The sequence below is a fragment of the Streptomyces sp. NPDC059696 genome (assembly GCF_042733745.1).
In the GTDB taxonomy this organism is placed as follows: Bacteria; Actinomycetota; Actinomycetes; order Streptomycetales; family Streptomycetaceae; genus Streptomyces.
Window position 1 is genome coordinate 263,533 of the sequence record NZ_JBHWFG010000002.1, and the last position, 16,635, is coordinate 280,167.

19 protein-coding genes are annotated in these 16,635 nt (G+C 68.1%); 12 read left to right on the forward strand and 7 right to left on the reverse strand.

Features of this window, described 5'->3' with window-relative positions; genetic code table 11:
* Positions 1–602 precede the first annotated feature (602 nt).
* Genes ACFV20_RS03105 through ACFV20_RS03115 form a run of 3 tightly spaced genes read left to right on the forward strand, consistent with a single transcriptional unit; the run spans position 603 to position 4,708 of the window.
* A complete protein-coding gene (locus ACFV20_RS03105) occupies positions 603–2,654 on the forward strand; it encodes a hypothetical protein (RefSeq protein ID WP_385651718.1) in 2,052 nt (683 codons plus the stop codon).
* Positions 2,644–3,942, forward strand: a complete 1,299-nt coding sequence (locus ACFV20_RS03110; RefSeq protein WP_385651719.1) for a hypothetical protein — start codon at positions 2,644–2,646, stop codon at positions 3,940–3,942. Before ACFV20_RS03105 ends, ACFV20_RS03110 begins: the two co-directional genes overlap by 11 nt.
* A 49-nt stretch (positions 3,943–3,991) precedes the next feature.
* Complete coding sequence (locus ACFV20_RS03115) at positions 3,992–4,708, forward strand: hypothetical protein (RefSeq protein ID WP_385651722.1); 717 nt, start codon at positions 3,992–3,994, stop codon at positions 4,706–4,708.
* 12 nt (positions 4,709–4,720) lie between these two features.
* Here ACFV20_RS03115 and ACFV20_RS03120 read toward each other — a convergent pair whose 3' ends face one another.
* Positions 4,721–5,185: a hypothetical protein gene (locus ACFV20_RS03120; protein WP_385651725.1), complete on the reverse strand. Its 465-nt coding sequence runs from the start codon at positions 5,183–5,185 to the stop codon at positions 4,721–4,723.
* Positions 5,186–5,266: 81 nt separating this feature from the next.
* On the opposite strand from ACFV20_RS03120, the gene ACFV20_RS03125 reads away from it, so the two are divergent.
* From ACFV20_RS03125 to ACFV20_RS03160, 8 genes are all read left to right on the forward strand, one after another.
* Complete coding sequence (locus ACFV20_RS03125; protein WP_385651727.1) at positions 5,267–6,082, forward strand: hypothetical protein; 816 nt, start codon at positions 5,267–5,269, stop codon at positions 6,080–6,082.
* Between the two features lie 539 nt (positions 6,083–6,621).
* Entirely contained in the window at positions 6,622–7,275 is a 654-nt protein-coding gene (locus tag ACFV20_RS03130; RefSeq protein WP_385651980.1) for a hypothetical protein, read from the forward strand.
* Positions 7,263–8,294 carry a hypothetical protein gene (locus ACFV20_RS03135; RefSeq protein WP_385651729.1) on the forward strand — a complete coding sequence of 344 codons (1,032 nt, stop codon included), beginning with the start codon at positions 7,263–7,265 and terminating at the stop codon, positions 8,292–8,294. Before ACFV20_RS03130 ends, ACFV20_RS03135 begins: the two co-directional genes overlap by 13 nt.
* Before the next feature lie 40 nt (positions 8,295–8,334).
* Complete coding sequence (locus tag ACFV20_RS03140; RefSeq protein WP_385651732.1) at positions 8,335–8,634, forward strand: hypothetical protein; 300 nt, start codon at positions 8,335–8,337, stop codon at positions 8,632–8,634.
* Positions 8,631–9,980: a hypothetical protein gene (locus ACFV20_RS03145; protein WP_385651734.1), complete on the forward strand. Its 1,350-nt coding sequence runs from the start codon at positions 8,631–8,633 to the stop codon at positions 9,978–9,980. The genes ACFV20_RS03140 and ACFV20_RS03145 overlap by 4 nt, the downstream gene beginning before the upstream one ends.
* A 9-nt stretch (positions 9,981–9,989) precedes the next feature.
* Positions 9,990–10,403, forward strand: coding sequence for a hypothetical protein (locus ACFV20_RS03150; protein WP_385651736.1), 414 nt, complete (start codon positions 9,990–9,992; stop codon positions 10,401–10,403).
* A complete protein-coding gene (locus tag ACFV20_RS03155; protein ID WP_385651738.1) occupies positions 10,390–11,022 on the forward strand; it encodes a hypothetical protein in 633 nt (210 codons plus the stop codon). Before ACFV20_RS03150 ends, ACFV20_RS03155 begins: the two co-directional genes overlap by 14 nt.
* A gap of 43 nt (positions 11,023–11,065) precedes the next feature.
* Positions 11,066–11,707: a hypothetical protein gene (locus tag ACFV20_RS03160; RefSeq protein ID WP_385651741.1), complete on the forward strand. Its 642-nt coding sequence runs from the start codon at positions 11,066–11,068 to the stop codon at positions 11,705–11,707.
* Between the two features lie 93 nt (positions 11,708–11,800).
* Here the strand turns inward: ACFV20_RS03160 and ACFV20_RS03165 are convergent, their stop codons facing one another.
* The 6 genes from ACFV20_RS03165 to ACFV20_RS03190 all read right to left on the reverse strand — a co-directional run bounded on the left by ACFV20_RS03165 (position 11,801) and on the right by ACFV20_RS03190 (position 15,809).
* Complete coding sequence (locus tag ACFV20_RS03165) at positions 11,801–12,325, reverse strand: hypothetical protein (RefSeq protein ID WP_385651743.1); 525 nt, start codon at positions 12,323–12,325, stop codon at positions 11,801–11,803.
* 62 nt (positions 12,326–12,387) lie between these two features.
* Positions 12,388–12,966, reverse strand: a complete 579-nt coding sequence (locus ACFV20_RS03170) for a hypothetical protein (protein WP_385651745.1) — start codon at positions 12,964–12,966, stop codon at positions 12,388–12,390.
* Positions 12,963–13,631 carry a hypothetical protein gene (locus ACFV20_RS03175; RefSeq protein ID WP_385651747.1) on the reverse strand — a complete coding sequence of 223 codons (669 nt, stop codon included), beginning with the start codon at positions 13,629–13,631 and terminating at the stop codon, positions 12,963–12,965. The genes ACFV20_RS03170 and ACFV20_RS03175 overlap by 4 nt, the downstream gene beginning before the upstream one ends.
* Complete coding sequence (locus ACFV20_RS03180) at positions 13,612–14,205, reverse strand: hypothetical protein (protein ID WP_385651749.1); 594 nt, start codon at positions 14,203–14,205, stop codon at positions 13,612–13,614. Before ACFV20_RS03180 ends, ACFV20_RS03175 begins: the two co-directional genes overlap by 20 nt.
* 36 nt (positions 14,206–14,241) lie before the next feature.
* Positions 14,242–15,501 carry a putative T7SS-secreted protein gene (locus ACFV20_RS03185; RefSeq protein ID WP_385651751.1) on the reverse strand — a complete coding sequence of 420 codons (1,260 nt, stop codon included), beginning with the start codon at positions 15,499–15,501 and terminating at the stop codon, positions 14,242–14,244.
* Positions 15,498–15,809 (reverse strand): WXG100 family type VII secretion target, encoded by a 312-nt coding sequence (locus ACFV20_RS03190; RefSeq protein ID WP_385651754.1) that lies wholly within the window; start codon positions 15,807–15,809, stop codon positions 15,498–15,500. Before ACFV20_RS03190 ends, ACFV20_RS03185 begins: the two co-directional genes overlap by 4 nt.
* A gap of 142 nt (positions 15,810–15,951) precedes the next feature.
* Here ACFV20_RS03190 and ACFV20_RS03195 point away from each other — a divergent pair, with 142 nt between their 5' ends.
* Entirely contained in the window at positions 15,952–16,632 is a 681-nt protein-coding gene (locus ACFV20_RS03195; RefSeq protein ID WP_385651757.1) for a hypothetical protein, read from the forward strand.
* Positions 16,633–16,635: the final 3 nt, after the last annotated feature.

Consider the following 16,635-nt stretch of genomic DNA (forward strand, 5'->3'; position numbering starts at 1 on the left):
GAAGATGTCTGTCATCTGCTTTCACATGCGGACACTTCACCCGCGACGACCCGCACGCTGAAGTACGGGACGGGCCGGACGTACCCGCCCGACCTGGGCGAATAGCCAGCACTGGGGGTGAGTGTCAAGCCATCGCACCGTATCAGCCGCACATAAGCCCCTCAAGGCGCGTCCGGCCCCACCGGCCACAGGGCACGGCCTGTTATCCATCTGCAACGTCACACTGGCTCAACCCGGCCGGGCCCAGCCCCGGATGCCGGCACCACCTGTGCGTGAGCGAATCAGCCTCGACCCCAACAGCCTCTGCGCGGCGGCCGATTCGTCACCTGTCGCCCATCATGCCTGCACGATTCACTCACGACGCGGGGGTGACGCACGGCACGCTCACTCGCTCGCGTGGGTGAGGACCGCGGGACGTCCGGGGTCAGCCGTGAGGGCGTTGAGGTCCAGGCGGGCGTCCCGGCCGGAGTTCCTCCGGGAGGTGCGCCCGGGCCTCCACTTGAACCGGCCGAGCCGCAACCCCGCGACCGCGATCGATGGCACTCGCGAAGCCCCGAGTAGAGTGCGGCGCGGACAGCGATCGGACCGCGGGGGGCTCACCGTTGAGGGCAGTCACGACCAACAGCGCCTGGGCAGCGCGGACATGGGGCCGTGGCCCGGACCGCGCCCGCGTACGCGACCTGCTTCTCGCCCTCTGCGCGCTGACGGCCCTCTTCGCAACCGCCACCCCCGCCGCCGCCGTGGACACCCCCGGCCAGGCCGCGTACTTCGCCGACCGTCTCCGTGAGAACCCGGTCTACGTCAGCGATCAGCTCCCCCGCGAGGTCCCGCGCTCCACCGCGCCCGACTTCGCCCGGGTCGCGCAGAGGACGGGCGTCCCGACCTACGTCCTGGTCCTGCCCATGTCGAGCAGCTCGGAGGGCAGGCAGCTGCTCGGCGCGGTCCACGACCGGCTCGGGCGGGACGGGCTGTACGTCCTGATCGACGGGACGAACGTCGCGCAGGCCACGGCCTGGGGTGTACGCGTGCCCGCCGAGGCGGCCACGACCGTCGCCCTCTACGAAGTGCCCTACGACGCGGGCCCGTTGCACGGCTTCGAGCGTTTCGCCGAAGTCATCAACCAGGGCGGCGCGAAGGCCACGGCCAGGGCGGAGGCGGCGCGCGAGAGGTTCCGGGCCGGTGGCGAGCCCGCCGAGATGTACATCGGCCCGTCCGACCGCAACAACCAGTCGTTCCTCACGGGGAGCCTGCTGGCCGGCGTACCGCTGCTGATCGTGCTGACGGCCGGGTACGTACGGCGGCGCCGTCGGCGTTCCGGGGCCGGACGGCGGGTCCCCCGGTGGGTCGTGCCCGGCGCGGCCGTCCTCACCGGCGCGGCCATCGCCCTGACCGCTCCCGTCGTCTTCGACCAGACCACGTCGAGCGCGGCCCGGCCGCCGACCCCCGCCGACCTGTCGGCCCGGGTGGAGCGGGTCGCGGCCGGGCTGAGGCAGGACCCCGTCTACACCGACCCGGAGAGCCCCCGGGTCCTCGACGCCCGGCAGCGGGAGCGGCTGCACGAGCGGATCCGCGACTTCAGGCGCTCCGACGGCGGCGGCCCGGTGTTCATCCTGCTGGTGCCGCAGACGCCGGAGAGCGAGGCGGCCGGTGACGCGGAGCTGTTCGCCGCGGCGGTGCACGCCAAGGTGGGCCAGGCCGGGGTGTACGTCGTCGCCGATCCGGACGACGGCACCATCGACGTCGTCAACCACGGACTGCGCCTGGAGTCCGACCGGCTGTCCTTCGGCCTCCCGGACTCCCTCACGCTCGGGGACAGCAAAGCGGACGAGGCCGACGACCACCTGCTCGGCGAGCGTCTCGACCAGCTGATGACCCACCTCGACAGGACGCCACGCACGGACCGCCCCCAAGCCGCGCCCACCCCGCCCGCCGCTCCGAGCGCGGCCCACGAGAACGACCTGCCGCCCCTGTTCGCCACCGACTTCTGGCCCGGCCTGTTCCTGGGCGCCTTCGCGGCACTCCTGCTGTCCGGTGTGCTCGCCGCGCTGACCTCGGGTGTCACCGGCCTGCTGCGGTGGCGCTCTCCCCCGCCCGAGCCGACGAGCCGCCTGCCCCTCACGGCCCCGACGGAGCCGTCGGCGTCCTACCTCCGCCGTACCGCGCACGCGGAACTCACCGCGCTGACCGAGGAGTTCAGCAGCCGGGAAGAGCACGGCCCCGCCTGGGACCACCTCGACGCGGCGATGCTGCTCCTCGACGGCGACCTCGACCGGGCCCGGCAGGCGGGCACCGACGCCGCCACCCTGGTCGCCGTCATCGTGCTGGCGCGAGCGGGCCGCGCCGCGCTCTCCGGCGATGCGACGGACCGGTGCTGCGGCGTGAACCCCCTGCACGGGCCCGCCGTCGGCCGCCACCACGTCCGCGTCTCGGCGGAGGGTGCCGCCCGCCGGCTGCTCCCGGTCTGCGAGGTCTGCCGCAACACCGCCGTCGCCCACCCGCGCGGCATCCCGGACCGTCTGCTGAAGCTGCCCGCCCCGACCGCGGGCGGCAGCCGCCTGCCCTACCTCGAAGCGACCGACGGTCCGCTGACCGCCGTGCCCCACGGCATCACCCGGCTCGTCCGCAAGGTGAGGGAGACCGCCGGTGTCCACTGACGTCAAGCGCCTGGTCACCGTCCTCGCCACGCTGCTGCTGACGGTGCTCACCACGGCCCCCGCCCACGCGGCCGACGGCAACGGCGACGAAGCCGGCGGCGGCCCGAGCGCCGGCCGGCGCATCGCGGAGGCGCTGCGCACGTCCCCCGTCTACGTCGACGACTCCTACGCCGATGCCGTATCGCCGTCCCGGCAGCGTCAGTTGGCGGACCGGATCCACCGCACGGGCCTGCCCATCAAGGTCGTCCTCACGCCCCTCACCAAGGGCGACGCCTTCGACGGCGACTCCGAGGTGCTGGCGGGGATCGTCCGCGACCGGCTCCCGGACCGCCGCGAACTCATCGTCATCACGACGGACAGCGACTTCCCCGACTCCCTGGAGGGCTACGAGTGGCCCTCCGACGCCCACCAGACCCGGGACGCCGTGGCCGCCGCCGGCTTCCTGGACGAGACGCGGGACGCCGGGCCGGCGGACCTGACCGCGAAGGCCGTGGACCTGGTGGCGGAGGGCAAGGGCCAGCAGCGCTATGAGGAGGCGACGGCCGCTCTGGACGGACCGTCCCCGCACCCCACGAAGTCCGGGCCCGCCTCCGCATCCAGCTCCGGCAAGTCCGGCTCCGGCTCCGGCTCCGGCGAGTCCGGCTACGGCAGAACCGGCTGGTGGCTGCTCCTCGCCGTACCGGCCCTGGCCGTGACCGCGCTCGCGACCCGCGCCGCCCTGCTCCGGTCGCGCAAGCGGTCCCCGGCCTTCCCGCACCTGGTGTTCGCCACGGCCCGCGCGGCCGACGAAGCACGGGTGCGGCACCGCGCCGAGGCGGAGGTACTGGCGCTGGGCGAGGCGACCCAGGCCGCGGACGTCGCCACGACACCCGGCCTCCAGCAGGCCCTCGACGCCTACGCCGCCGCCGGCACGGTCCTCGACAAGGCCCGGGGCCTGCCGGACCTGGCGGGCGCCCTGGCCCTGGCGCAGGAGGGCCAGGGCGCCCTGACCGACTCCCCCGGCCTGCCCCTCTGCTTCTTCAACCCCCTGCACGGACGCGCCGCCCTGCGCACCGGCTGGCGTCCGCTCGGCCGCCGGGACCGGCTGGACGCGGCGGTCTGCCAGGACTGCGCGGACGCGCTGCGGGACCACCGCGCCCCGGAGGTGCTCACCGACACGGACGACAACGGCCGTACGGTGCCCTACTTCGAGCTCCCCGCAGGGCGGAGCGTGTGGTCGGCGACGGGCTACGGCTCGCTGATGTCACCCCTGGCGGGCGTCAACGCCGCTCGCCGACAAGCTCATTGATCACCCAAGCCATGAATCCCGTCCTAACCAGCTACCGAGGAGCTCCCCTTTGAAGCGCGCCGCCCTGGCCGTCGTCTCCGCCCTGGCCCTGACCTCAGCACTGACCGCCTGCTCGGGTGGCGAGGACACGCCCGCCGACGCGCCGACGACACCGAGAGCCAAGCAGATCACCCCTGCGCAGCGGCTGGCGAAGGCCATCGTGACGGAGGGCGACCTGCCCGGTTACAACGTGGACGAGCCGGAAGCCCAGTACGCCTTCGCCAAGTCCGCGGACGAGGTCACGGTCGACAAGCCCGGCTGCGCCCCGCTGGCCCACGTGATGAACCAACTCCCCCTCGGGACGCCACAGGCCGACGTCACGCGCAGCGCCGGGGCGGGCTACGGCAAGGAGAGCACGTACATCACGCTCGCCGCGTACGAGCCGGCGTCCGAGGCCGAGTCGGTGCTGGCCGGGCTGGCGAAGGCCGTTGCGCAGTGCGGCGGCGGGTTCACCGCGAAGGCGGGCAAGAACACCACGGCGTACGACTCGGTCACCGCGGAGAAGGGCACGGGGGCGGGGACGGGGACCGGTACCGTCGCCTTCCGCTCGACGACGACGTTCCGGGGCATCACCCACACGCTGCACACCGAGGCCGCCCGCTACGGCGACCTGGTCGCCGTCTACTTCTCCGTGAACGGCTTCGCCATCGCCGACAGCAGGCTGCCCAGCGACGCCAAGATGTCGGAGAACGTGGTGCGGGCACAGGACTCCAAGCTCGCGCAGTGAGCCGCCCGCCGGTCAGCTGGGCAGCCTGTCCTCGCGCAGGGCGTCGAACAGGGCGCGGGCCCGACGGTCGTCCCACTTCACCGCGCTGCCCTTGGAGGTGCGCAGGTCCGGGTCGGCCACGGGCACGTCGATCCGCCGCCCTCCGCCGCCCGTGGCCTTCCGCAGGGCCTCGCACAGCCCCATGAGGTCCGGGAGTTCGGTGCCCTCGTCGACGATGGGGGTGTCGAGTCCCGCGTCCAGGGTCGGGAACGACTTCGACGGGTCGGCGAGGGTGGCCGGGGTGGCGGCCTTGCGGGCGAGGGCGGCGAGGAATCTCTGCTGGTTGCGGGTACGGCCCAGGTCCCCCTGGGCCTCCTGCTTGCGCTGTCCACTCCGCCCATCTCGACCGGCCGCACTCCTACGCTGATCAACGTATCGTTGCGCCGCATGTGGCCAGGAAAGCAGCCGTCCGAGGGCGGGCAGGAACCGCAGCAGCATCCGACCGGGCAGCCATCGAATCCGTACCTGCAGCCCGGATACCACCAGCCGAACCCGCTCCAGCAGCCGCAGGCATCGAACATGCAGCAGGCCGGTACGCCGGTGCCTCCGCGGTCCGGCGGCCGGAGCCGCAGCACGGTCGTCGCCGTCATCGCGGCGACAGCCGTCGTAGCAGCCGCGACCGCGACCGGCTTCATCCTGATCGACAGCAACGAGGCCGATACTGACCCCGCCCCCACCAAGGAAACCTCCCCGCAGGCGAGTCCGAACGATCCTCGGGGTACGGACACCGAAACCGCCACGGTCAAGGGCTGGAAGGTTGTGGTGAACCCGAAGCAGGGAATCGCATTCGACGTTCCGCCGCAGTGGGCTCTCCAGTCCACGGACTGGGTCACGTATGTCTCCGAGAACGACGACCCGGACGACACACCACTGATCGCGATGCGCGCCCCCGCGTACTTGAAGGAACAGTGGTGCACCTCGGACGAGGACAAAGGCGGCACTGTGGAGGACACGCCGCTGGCCGTCGCAGGTTCCAGGGGCAACAACGGCGCCCGGAGTGCCGAGGAGATAGCCAGCTCTGACCCCAGGACGTGGGTGTACGGGCAATTCGCCCAGCCTGACAAGAACAAGGTGAGGCCGGGCACCGTGGAGCCGTTCACCACGAACTCCGGCATCAAGGGGACCTTGGGAACCGCCTGGTCGGTGGGCGTGAAGAGAACACAGAAGTGCGCGACGAACGGCAAGGCATTTACATTCGCCTTCAAGAACCCCCAAGGAGACCTGGCTTCCTGGTCGTTCTTCGGCGCCAAGGGCGTGACTGACGAGGTACCGGACGAGACTGTACGGAAGATTGCCGCCACCGTCCGGCCATACAAGGACCCGTCTGACTCCTGAACATCGACACAGACACTAGGAACAGCCCGGCCGGACCCCAGCAGCGATCACGCCTCGAATCCCGCACCGCGTGCCGGTCTGCGTCGGCGGGGTGTCGAAGGTCACCACCGCACCGGCCAGGTCCGCGGGACCAGCAGCGGCCGGAATGCGATGATCTCATCGCTCCTGGCGTCGACCTCTCGTTGGGCCGGCAACGTAGAGGGAGCGGTGACCGAAGACCGCGGCAAGGTCGAGATCCTGGCCGACGAACACATCACCCGGCTCTCTTCACGTCGGCGTATCTGCTATGCAGTTGCCCGAGGTGCAGGGCACCGCACTAGCGAATCACAACCCCCACTCCATGGCCCCGGACGCCGCGAACCGCGACGCCGGGGCTGCCCCCTCTTCGGGGAACGATCAGGACACAACCAGCACCCAGAGGGCCCCATACGCTCCGGATTGCCCCTGTTCTTGCAGTAGTTCGCTCTGGTGAAACCAGCAACCCCACCGATAGCGTCAGTGCTCTTGACTGAACTTCTGTCTCACGGGGAGTCACTGTGATGCGTCGCCCATTGCCCGTTGCTGCCGCACTGATGGCGACGGCAGCACTGCTGTTGACGGCCTGCGGCAGCGGGGACGACAGCTCGAAGAGCAACGACAAGATCGCAGGGGCCGACGCGGGCGACACGGCGACGTCGACCTCGCCAAGCGCAGGCGCATCCGGCCCCGCCGACAGGCCCAAGATCACGTTTCCCAAAGGCGTGGAGAACAAGTTCGAAGGCTGGAGGACAGGTGATCCGGCCGAGAACGCAGTGCTGTCCGACGTGACGCAGACGGTGAACGCGGTGGACGACGCGATCCTCCGCGGCGACACGAACTCGGCGACACTCGCGTACTACCGCCAGGGCAAAGCACTCGTGAGCGCGCAGAAGTGGGTCCGGGCCTGGCTGGACGAGGACCTCACGTGGACAGGCTCCACGCGCTACTTCAACCCGAAGGTCAAGGTCGCGGACAGCGACACGGCCGCTGTTGTCTACTGCGCCGACGAGAGCAAGGCCTACAACAAGAACCGCAAAACCGGAACGGTGGACAAGTCGCCGTCCGACGAGAGCCCGTACGTCACCTACAGCACCCAGCTCAAGAAGAACAGCGACGGGGTCTGGCAGACCACGGAGGTGCTGTCGAAGCGAGGGGACAACACGTGCGCGCCCTGACCCGAGGCATAACCACGCTGAGCGCTCTCCTGGCGGCTATCGGCACGTTCGCCGGCACCGCAGCGGCGAAGGGCCCTGGCGCGTCCGAGGCCGAGGTCGGTGCCAGCGGCAAGCGGTCCGGAAGTGACCTCGTCTCCATGATCAGGTACAAGAGCACCACCTCGGGCGGTGGCCGCAAGGGCAATGTCACCCCTGTAGGCAACTGGACCCCACCTGCATGTTGGTACGAACCACGCTCCGCGCAGGACTTTTCCAAGTATGTCGAGAGCATGTACGACGAGACGGTCAACACCCCGGGCCAGCACAGCTACGCCAAGACTTCGGCCGGCATGTTCCGCGACAAGTACAAGGACGGAAAGTACAAGAACTACAACCTCGACCAGAAGGACGAGGGCAACTGGTGGGTCGCCGTCCGCGACGAGGACCGCTGGATGGAGCCCGAAGCCCAGCTCTGCGACAAGCCACCCTTCTGGGTCGAGAACGGTGCTGCACCGCCCGTGGAGAACCCGGTCACTCCCCAAGTTCTCGCCGAACTCGCCTACAACCGCATCCAACTGCCGAACACCGAAGTAGCCGTCGCCCCCGAGGCGACCACCAAGGTCAACCTCCCCACCTGGGCCTGGTTGGACAGAGCCAAGTTCAAAGAGGTCTCGGTCACCGCCGCGCTCAATGTGGGCGGCCTCGACATCCAAGCCACCACCACCGCAAAGCCGGTCTCTCTCAAACTGGAGCCCGGTACGCCCGACGCCGAGACCTATCCCGCCTCCGGCGAGTGCACGATCAACGAGGACGGTTCGATCGGCGAGCCTTACGCCAAGGGCAAGGCCGACAGGACCCCGCCCTGCGGCATCAGGTATCTCCGCTCCTCCGGCGACGGCACCTTCAAGCTCCAAGCCACCGTCACCTGGGAAATCACCTGGACCGGCACGGGCAACCCCAACCCGACGCAGCTACCCAACGGCACGTTCGGCAACGACCAGGACGTCACGGTGCAGGAGATTCAGTCCGTCAACCGATGAACCAACAACAAACACACATACGGGGGGGGGAGGGTCAGCCATGAGCGACTCGGACCTGACTGTCGACTACGACTTCCTCGCGGACTGCGAGCGTAAGCTCGGCCAGCTCAAGAAGACCTTCGAGGACATCGAGAATCGTCGCGACGACATGGACAAGCACTGGGGCTCCGGCGAGGTAGCCGACGTGATGGTGGACTTCGTCGACAACTGGGACGACTACCGCACCCGGCTCGTCGAGTCGCTCGATTCGGTCGGCAAACTCGTGGCTGGCACCAAGAAGGCGTTCGTCAGCCTGGACGAGCAGTTGGCCAAGCAGAACAAGAAGAAGCAGAAGAAGTGACACCGACATCCAAGCGCCGTCCGGTCGACTGGCAGCCGCTCTGTGACTCCGACCCCGTACCCGGTGACCCGGAAGAGATCCGTGCCGAGGTCAAGCACATGGAGTCGGTCGCCAAGAAACTCCGGGACCAGGCCAAGAACCTCCAGGCGATCAGCGGCGAGGACACTCTCAAAGGCAAGTACGTCAAACGCCTTCGCGAAGAGTCCGGCACGCTGGAGAAGCACATGCGGGAGGTGGCCAGCCGGTACGAGCGTGTGCACGGCCATCTGACCACATGGTCGAACGAGCTGGAGGACTTCCAGTCGGACGCCGACAAGGTCTTGCATCAGGCGAAGGAGAAGCAGGGCGAGATCGAGGCGGAGAAGAAGAAGGAAGCCGCCTCCGCAGACAAGGACACCCCTCAGCCCTCCGTCAGCGGCACCGACCACGACCCACTTCAGTCGTACCGGAATCGGCTGAACGACATCACGGGAGACCGGGACACTCGCGCCAAGCACCATGCCGGGAAGATCCGCGCCGAGATCGAAGACGTGATCGAGGACTCGTGGTGGGACGACGTCAAGGGCTGGGTCCATGACAATGCCGACTTGATCAAGGCTTTCATCGATGTTCTCGGCTGGATCGCGACGATTGCAGGCTTTGTGGCACTTGCCATCCCCGGCTTGAACCTGCTCGTGCTCGGCATCGCGGCGCTCACGATCGGGCTCAGACTCCTGCTGGTGGCGTCCGGCGACGCCACCTGGACGGATGTCATCTTCGACGTCGTGGGTGGGCTACTCGTCGTGGGCGGCCTCGGGGCCGCCGCGAAGCTCGCCAGCGGCGCCAAGGCGACCGTCGGTGCCGCTCAGGCCGCCCGGACCGCCGGCCTGAGCCGGGGCCTCAGGGGCGTCAAGGGCATCCTGGATGAAACAGGGCGGATGATGACGAAAATGCCGCAGGGAGCGGGGCGGCAGGCCATCGGAGCGGCCCGTAACGCAATGCGCAAGTCCATCTCCCAGAACGTCGGCCTGGTCGTCAAGAACCCGCTGAGAGTCAGCCCGTTGTCGACGCTGGCGCACCTCGGCGACAAGGAGATGGCCGGCATGGCGAAGATGCTGCAGGCGAACAAGGCTGCCTTCCCGGAGGCTGCGGGGGCTGCCGCGGACAAGGCGTACAAGGCGTACAAGGCGGGCCTCGGCGTCGCCTGGACCGGCATGGCGATGGACGTCACGGACAAGGCGCTGGGGAAGAGCGACCTGACAAGCTTGACCCACGAGGAGTTCGGAACCGGCGAGAAGCCGTACAACGCGGCGTACTCGGACTGGAAGGACAACACCCTGAAGCCCGCCCCTGATACCCACTGGTGAGGAATGACCATGGACCTGCACTCGGCGCAACGCATTGCGGAAGCCGAAGCCGCCCGCACCGGGATTGGCACCGGACCCAACCGGCGTCTCCGGCTGACGCTGTTTATCGGAATGCCTCTGTTTCTGCCGGTATTGGGCATCATGATCCTTGTGCCGAAGTCCCTGATGAATACCGTGCTCTACGCCTATGAGGCCGGGATCGTCGGCTGCCTCCTGCACTACGTCTGGGTGTTCGCGAAGTACCCCCGTCATGCTGGCCGTCCGCCCTACCTCACACGAGATCTGGCCATGGGAGGCGGCTTCTTCCTGCCTTCGTTGTTCTTCGGCTTCTGGCCGGGCATGATCGCCGCCCCGGCCTGGGCACTCTTCGTAGGCGTTGCCTATACCGTGGAAGCCATGCGAGGGCGCAATGACCACCGTTGAGCACCGCCGGGCCCCAAATGGCTTCAACCTGGTGCCGCCACCCGGCTGGGACGTGATCCCTCTGCACACGGGTACCCAGGAGGCGATGGACCGCATCGTCCGCAAGGCCGTGAGACAGCTGCCCGCCGGCTTTCCCAAGGACGATATTCCGAAGGCTCGGCTGCAGCTGACTCAGGAGTTGAAGAAGGTCGTCCGCCGGGCCAGCGCCAAGGGAGGAATGACTCTCTACCTCCCCACCGAACGCCTCCACGGCGTCGCACTGCCCGTCTCGATCGTGGCCTCCGAACCGATCGAGATTCCGCGGGTCAGGCCCAGCAGCGGCCCAGAAGCGGTCCTGGCCGCACTAGCCTCCGAGACCACCGGAGCCGAGCTGCGGGAGCTCGACGAGACCGCGGCCCTCCGCTCGGAACGAGATGTACCCGCCGACGCGGCCCAGGGCGTCGACGTGGCTCACCGCCGGGTCGAGTACTTGGTACCGATCCCGTACAGCACGCCTGACCGGTACCTCACCTTCTCGTTCAGCGCCCTGATCGCCCCCGGCTCCGATCCCGCCTTCTACGACACCCTCGTGGAGTTGTTCGACGCCGTGATGAGTACCTTGCGTTGGAGCTACGCCTGAAGACCTCCTGCCACTGCCAACGCCCCAACGAAAGAGACAGCTCATGTCAGACGGCACCCTCTGGAGCGCCGACCTAGGCGCCCCGCTCCACATCGACACGGATGCCGACCCATACCTCTGGGGTTATCTTCATCTCCAGATCGACAGACGGACCTTCAAGGAATGGCTGGACCAGCACCTGATCGGCTTGGCCGCCATTCACAACATCGAACTCACCCGTAAGCTCCGCCGCTTCCACAAGAACTTCTACGAGCAGACGATCGTCATCCTGCGGGACAAGCTGGAGGCCGACGAGGCGTTCATCTACCACCCCGTGCCGCTCACCTACATGCCCCTGGTGATGCATGCCACCCGTATTCACTGCGAAGCACCTGACGCGGCCTCCTGCGAGGGGTTCAGCGCGCCGACCGTGCCGCACCAGGACATCCCCGAGTGGCAACAACGCACCGGCAGCATTGCTTTCGCCTCACCACATCTCGGCGAGGACGGTGTCCGGGTCACCCGTTCCTACCCGGCGGACAGCAGCATCATGATGACCTCGGTGACCTATCACTGGCACACCCCGCCCGGCACACCCGACGTGTGCCTCCGAGGACACCACGACGATCCCGAAGTGATGGCTGCGGCGATGGAGGCTCTGGACGACTTCGCACGGACGCTCCGACTTCCCGAGACGGCCCATTGACCGGCGTCGCCTGGAGCGCCTCGAGCCGTGACGACTGCTGAGCAGGAACAGGGAGGTCAGGTGGTCCGGCAAGTGAGACCGCGGTCCTGCATGCTAACGCTGCCGTGCCGCCCGGCTCTTCCCCTTCCCCTTCTTCCGAAGCCTCCGCACCCGCATCCGCTCCCTCGCGAGTTGTTCCGCCGCCCTCGCCCTGGTCCAGCGGTGGACGGACCAGCCGAGCAGGCCGGCAGTGACGACGTAGGCGAGGAGAGCGGTGCCTGTGCCTGGAAGGTAGGCGCAACTCATCGAGCGGCAGTTCCTGGCACGCAAGCCACTCAGCAGGTAGAAGAGCGGTCCGAAGGCGGCAGCGCAGCAGAGCGTCGTTCCCGCGGAGCGCAGTGCACGCGTCAGGCGGGTTCCGCCCGGTACTCCGGGGGTGCACCGCAGCCCTGCGGTCACACCGAGCACCGTGATCACACCGAGGGCCGCGCCCAGTGCCCATGAGCCTCCCGGCAGCCCCACGAAGGTCGGGAGGGTCTCGCGGGCAAACCGCTTCCACAGGCCCGTGAGCAGCAGGATCAGGCCCGTGCCGACCACCAGGCAGAGGATCACTCCGGCGATCCCCAAGCGGTCGCGCATTCCCCAGCGCCGGTCGGCACTCGCCGTAGCGTCAGTCGGCCTCTGCACTGTGTCCCTCCGAGTCACCGCACCCACCGAACCGACCCCGCGATGGCGTCGCACAGACGCTCCATCGGACCACCCATCCCGGTGAGCGGCGACGAGAAGGAGAGCGTCAGGTAGCCGACCCCGCCGGGCATCAGGACGTGGACGTTCAACGTCGCCGCGCCGAGAACCCGGACAGCCGGTCCGGCCGTCAGCTCCACCACCGATACCTGCCGCCGGCCCGGCCCCTCAGGCTCTCGAAGCTCCAGCCATGCCGCGTATTTCTCCGGGTCGGCGGGGGTCTCACCCCGCGGCAGCAAGGAAACCAGGAGCGACGCCGGGAGGCCGCCGTCGCGCGAGGTTGTCAGGAGGAAGAACTCCATGGCCCCGCGCGCCCGGCCGGCCTCCGCAGTGTTGCGCAGGGTGGTCCATACGTCCCGCTTGAGTTCCGCGGAAACGTTCCGGCCTTGCGACTGGCGGTCGACGAACGTCTTGAGTTGAGCGCGCCAGCGGTCCCGCATGAGGTCGACACGGAACCACTCGCGCGGCACCAGCAGCCTGTAGTCCCTCGGCGCCCCCACCGTCGGTGAGGTATCGCCCGGCGCCGCGCCCTTCACCCCGGCATCACCAGCGGAGCTCCATCGGTGTCGAAGAGGCGGACGCTCTTCACTACCCCGGCGAACATCGTGGAGAAGACATCCCATCCTTCGACCGTCGGCGTTCCCATCTCCAGCAGGAGGACCGTGCCGTTGTTCAGGGGTATCTGGACCTGTATGAAGGACGTCCAGATCGGTTCGTCCCGGCCTGACTGCGTCAGACTGCCGTCGATGTGGGAAGAGCGGCTGCCGACGCATGTCACCGCCGGGCCGCAGGGCAGCTGCACTTCGCCGATGTCCCCGAGCTCCAGGTGCCGCATCGTCGTCGCGATGAAGCCCGCCGGATTGGCACCGGCCCGCTCGTCGAGGTCCAGGAGACTGACGTTCACCGTGGCCGTGCAGCGGACGCCGTCGACCTCCGTGGTGACGAAGCCGGCGTACTGCACGCCCGCCTCGATGAACTCGTCATAGTGCGCCGCGCACATAGCGGCGTACTGCACCTGCACTTCCTCGTCGGCACCGGGCAAAGCCTGCTTGGCCAACTCGAGAAGGCGCTCCGCCAGTTCATCCAGGTCGTCCGCCTCGAAGGGAAGTTCGAGAAAACCCTCCGGCATGATCCAGCGGACCTCTATGCCGTCGCCTCCCTCGAGGCTGCGCCTGGCTTCCTCAACGGTGTCCGTGGTCATCTGCACCTTCGTTCTCGGACTTCTCGCGGTCGTCCGCCTCAGGACGGAAGGTCGCCGCGAAGGGGTAGGGGCCGTAGTGCGGGTAGAAAGCCGGGATGTCGGCGCCGCCCTTTCGAGCGATGTGCGCGATCTCCCGGTAGCACTTCGCCCGTGCCCGCAGGTTCTGCCGGACCGGATCACCCCAGTGCGATCGGGCACTTCGTACGAAGAAGAAGAGCTGCGTGAGCAGGACGGCCGCGGTGACCGCCAGGTAGGCCGTGCGCGCGGTGGGGCTCTCCCAGTACAGCGCCACACCGCCCCAGTAGAGCACCGCCCCTACGCCCACCAGCGCCAGGGGCATTCCATGGGCCACGCCGGCCTTGAACATGTCCTGCTCATCGTCGTGACGCCGACGCAGCAGCGACAGCACCGCCCGGTCGTCCAAGAAGTCGAACCGTAGCTCCCGCCCTGCTTCCTCCGCGGCCCGTCTCGCCTCGGGGACAGCGGCGATCACCGAACCACTGACCAGGGTGACGACATCGCCTCCCCGGCGGCCGATGAACTCCCACTGCCCGAGCTCTTGTTCGTCGTCCATGATGTACAGCCTTCCTCGAACAGGCCGCTGGTCGGCCTACGCCGCCAGGGCCGCGTTGAAGGATGTGGGCGAGACCCTCGGAGCGGGCCCGGGTGAGGGAGAGGGAGAGGGCGAAGGAGTGGGAGTGGGCTTGGCCGTCTCCGGCTCCTGGTACCCGGTCCGTTCACCGTTCTCACCGCTCAGCATCCGGTGCAGGGCGCTCCCGAGGCCCGCGCCCTTGATGAGACCCGTGACCTTCCTGCCGTCGACGAGTTCCTTGCGCGCCACCTTGCCGAGGATCTTGTTGGTCACCGTGACACTGACACCGTTCAGGAAGGCGTGTCCGACACCGTCCATCGCAGCCATGCCCCGGAACGACCCAAGAGTCCTCAACGATCCAAAGGCCTTGACCTTCGCCAGTCCCTTGAGGCCGGTCAGTGCCCTGAACCCCTTCAAGGCCCCCATGCCGGGCAGAACTCCCAGAGCGTCCGCACCCAGCTTCAGCCAGTCGACCTTCCCCCCGCGCACCGACATGTCGTACGCGTGCCCGGCAAGGGCCGCAGCGCTGGACAGCACGGCGAGGGTGGCGAAGATGGGAGTCAGGAACTGCAGCGGCGGCACGAAGGCACAGATGACCGCGAGCACGGACAGCACTGCCGAGATGTTCGACAGCATATCCGCCCAGTCGGCCAGGAAGTTCATGAATCCGCCCGGGTCCCGAACGTCGTCATGGTGCACGACGTTCTTGATGTGACGAGCGGCCTTGTCCCCCGCATCGTCATAGATTTCCCTGGCGTCCTTCACGTCTTTCCGGGCGCCGCCGATGCGCAGCAGCGCCTCGGAACGCTTTTTGACCCAGCGGTCGTACTCGTCCTTCTCCGCCGCCGGTATGTTGTGCGCCGGATATTTTTCCTCGTACTTCCGCACTTCACGATCCGCGAGATCGTGGTCACTCTTGGCTTCGCGATAGTCACTCAGCGCCTTGTCGGCTTTGCGCTGCGCACGGCGCATCTCACTGGCGAACTGGTCCGAGCTCCCTTCGTGCACGTCCTCACCGATGGCTTTGGCCGCCTCGTCGTAGCGCTCGAAGGACTTCTTCAGCTTGTCCGCCGTGCCGCCGGCCAACTCGTGAAAGCCTTTGCCGGCCTCACTGTCCCAGCCCTCCACGGAAGCAAGTGCCTTGATGACCCGCGACTGCTCGTCGATCATGTCCGCCATCTTGCGCAACTTGCGCCCCAGCTCGGCCACTTCCTCCGGGTCGCCCGGCGTCGGGTCGTCATGCCACAGAGGCGGCCAGTCGGAGTCCGTCCTGCTCACTTCTTCCCCTTGCTCTGTGCCTTGGCGTCCCGGATGGCCTGGGCCAACTTCTGATCGACCTCGTCATACGCCTTGGCGGCGGTGGAGGTGAACTCGGCCAGCTGCTCCAGTTCCTTCATCAGCTTCTTCCGAGTTTTCTTCCAGGTCTCCCCGAAATCGGAGAAGGCATCCTTCAGGCCGCCATGCCCGACAGCCCGGCCATACTCGTCCGCGGGGTTGCCGTGCCGCTCGAACTCACCATGAATCTTGGTGAGATCGCGCGAGCATCGTTTGATGGCGGCAAGGTCCGCCTTGATGTGGTCCCCCATGAGCACTTCTCTTTCTGGTTGTTCTCGGTGACATCAGATGTGCGCGAGCTCAGTCCGCACGATCGTCACCCCTCTCCGTGCGCCGGTACCGGATACGCTCTCGGCATACGGAACCGTTCCGGTGGACAAGGAGAGTCGTGACGTGACATCCAGGGCCAAGCAGCGTGTGATAGCCGAGCGTCTGGGCATCCACTCCGAAGCGGGGGAATGGTGCACGATCGACAAGATCCCGCAGCCGCCCGCGGAGGTGCTGCAGGCTGCCGGTTCACCTCGCCTTCGGCCCGGAAGACTGCGTCCCCTGGGCATGGTCGGCGCGGTGCTCGCCGTACCGTTCATGCCGCTCCTCATGGTGCTGACGCTTCTGTCCAACATGGAGGAAGCGTTCAAGCGGGCCCTCGCCACACAGGGCGAGAAGGAGCGGCTGCGAGCCGCGGACGAGGACGACAGACGGCGGGACGCCATCATCGCCGAGCAGGGACTCGACCGGGTCTTCGACGGCAACTGGCAGGGCGCGGCAGGGCAGTTCCTGCTGCAGTGGTACAGCCACTCCACTCATCATCAGCGCATGGTGCTCGCCACCGAGGAGGGGATCGTGCTGGCGGCCCCACCGCAGCGGGTCACCGTCGGACGGGAGAAGGCCATGCAGGTCGTCGCCCGGCTGCCCGTCGGCGAAGCGATCCTCGTCGACCCGTTCTCCGGGGCGTACGAGTCGCGGATACTGCTGCTCCGCTTCCGCGACGGATCCTGGCTGCGCGTCGACACGGAAGAGCCCCGCAGCGACCTGCACACCTACCTGCTGCGGCAGCCCCTCCCCGACAACTGACGA

Coding starts and splice junctions, on each gene's coding strand:
- ACFV20_RS03120 (WP_385651725.1), bottom strand. CDS start 5,185: ATGCTGCTGCGGTTCCTGCCCGCCCTCGGACGGCTGCTTTCCTGGCCA.
- ACFV20_RS03125 (WP_385651727.1), top strand. CDS start 5,267: ATGCAGCAGGCCGGTACGCCGGTGCCTCCGCGGTCCGGCGGCCGGAGC.
- ACFV20_RS03130 (WP_385651980.1), top strand. CDS start 6,622: ATGCGTCGCCCATTGCCCGTTGCTGCCGCACTGATGGCGACGGCAGCA.
- ACFV20_RS03140 (WP_385651732.1), top strand. CDS start 8,335: ATGAGCGACTCGGACCTGACTGTCGACTACGACTTCCTCGCGGACTGC.
- ACFV20_RS03150 (WP_385651736.1), top strand. CDS start 9,990: ATGGACCTGCACTCGGCGCAACGCATTGCGGAAGCCGAAGCCGCCCGC.
- ACFV20_RS03155 (WP_385651738.1), top strand. CDS start 10,390: ATGACCACCGTTGAGCACCGCCGGGCCCCAAATGGCTTCAACCTGGTG.
- ACFV20_RS03160 (WP_385651741.1), top strand. CDS start 11,066: ATGTCAGACGGCACCCTCTGGAGCGCCGACCTAGGCGCCCCGCTCCAC.
- ACFV20_RS03165 (WP_385651743.1), bottom strand. CDS start 12,325: ATGCGCGACCGCTTGGGGATCGCCGGAGTGATCCTCTGCCTGGTGGTC.
- ACFV20_RS03175 (WP_385651747.1), bottom strand. CDS start 13,631: ATGACCACGGACACCGTTGAGGAAGCCAGGCGCAGCCTCGAGGGAGGC.
- ACFV20_RS03180 (WP_385651749.1), bottom strand. CDS start 14,205: ATGGACGACGAACAAGAGCTCGGGCAGTGGGAGTTCATCGGCCGCCGG.
- ACFV20_RS03190 (WP_385651754.1), bottom strand. CDS start 15,809: ATGGGGGACCACATCAAGGCGGACCTTGCCGCCATCAAACGATGCTCG.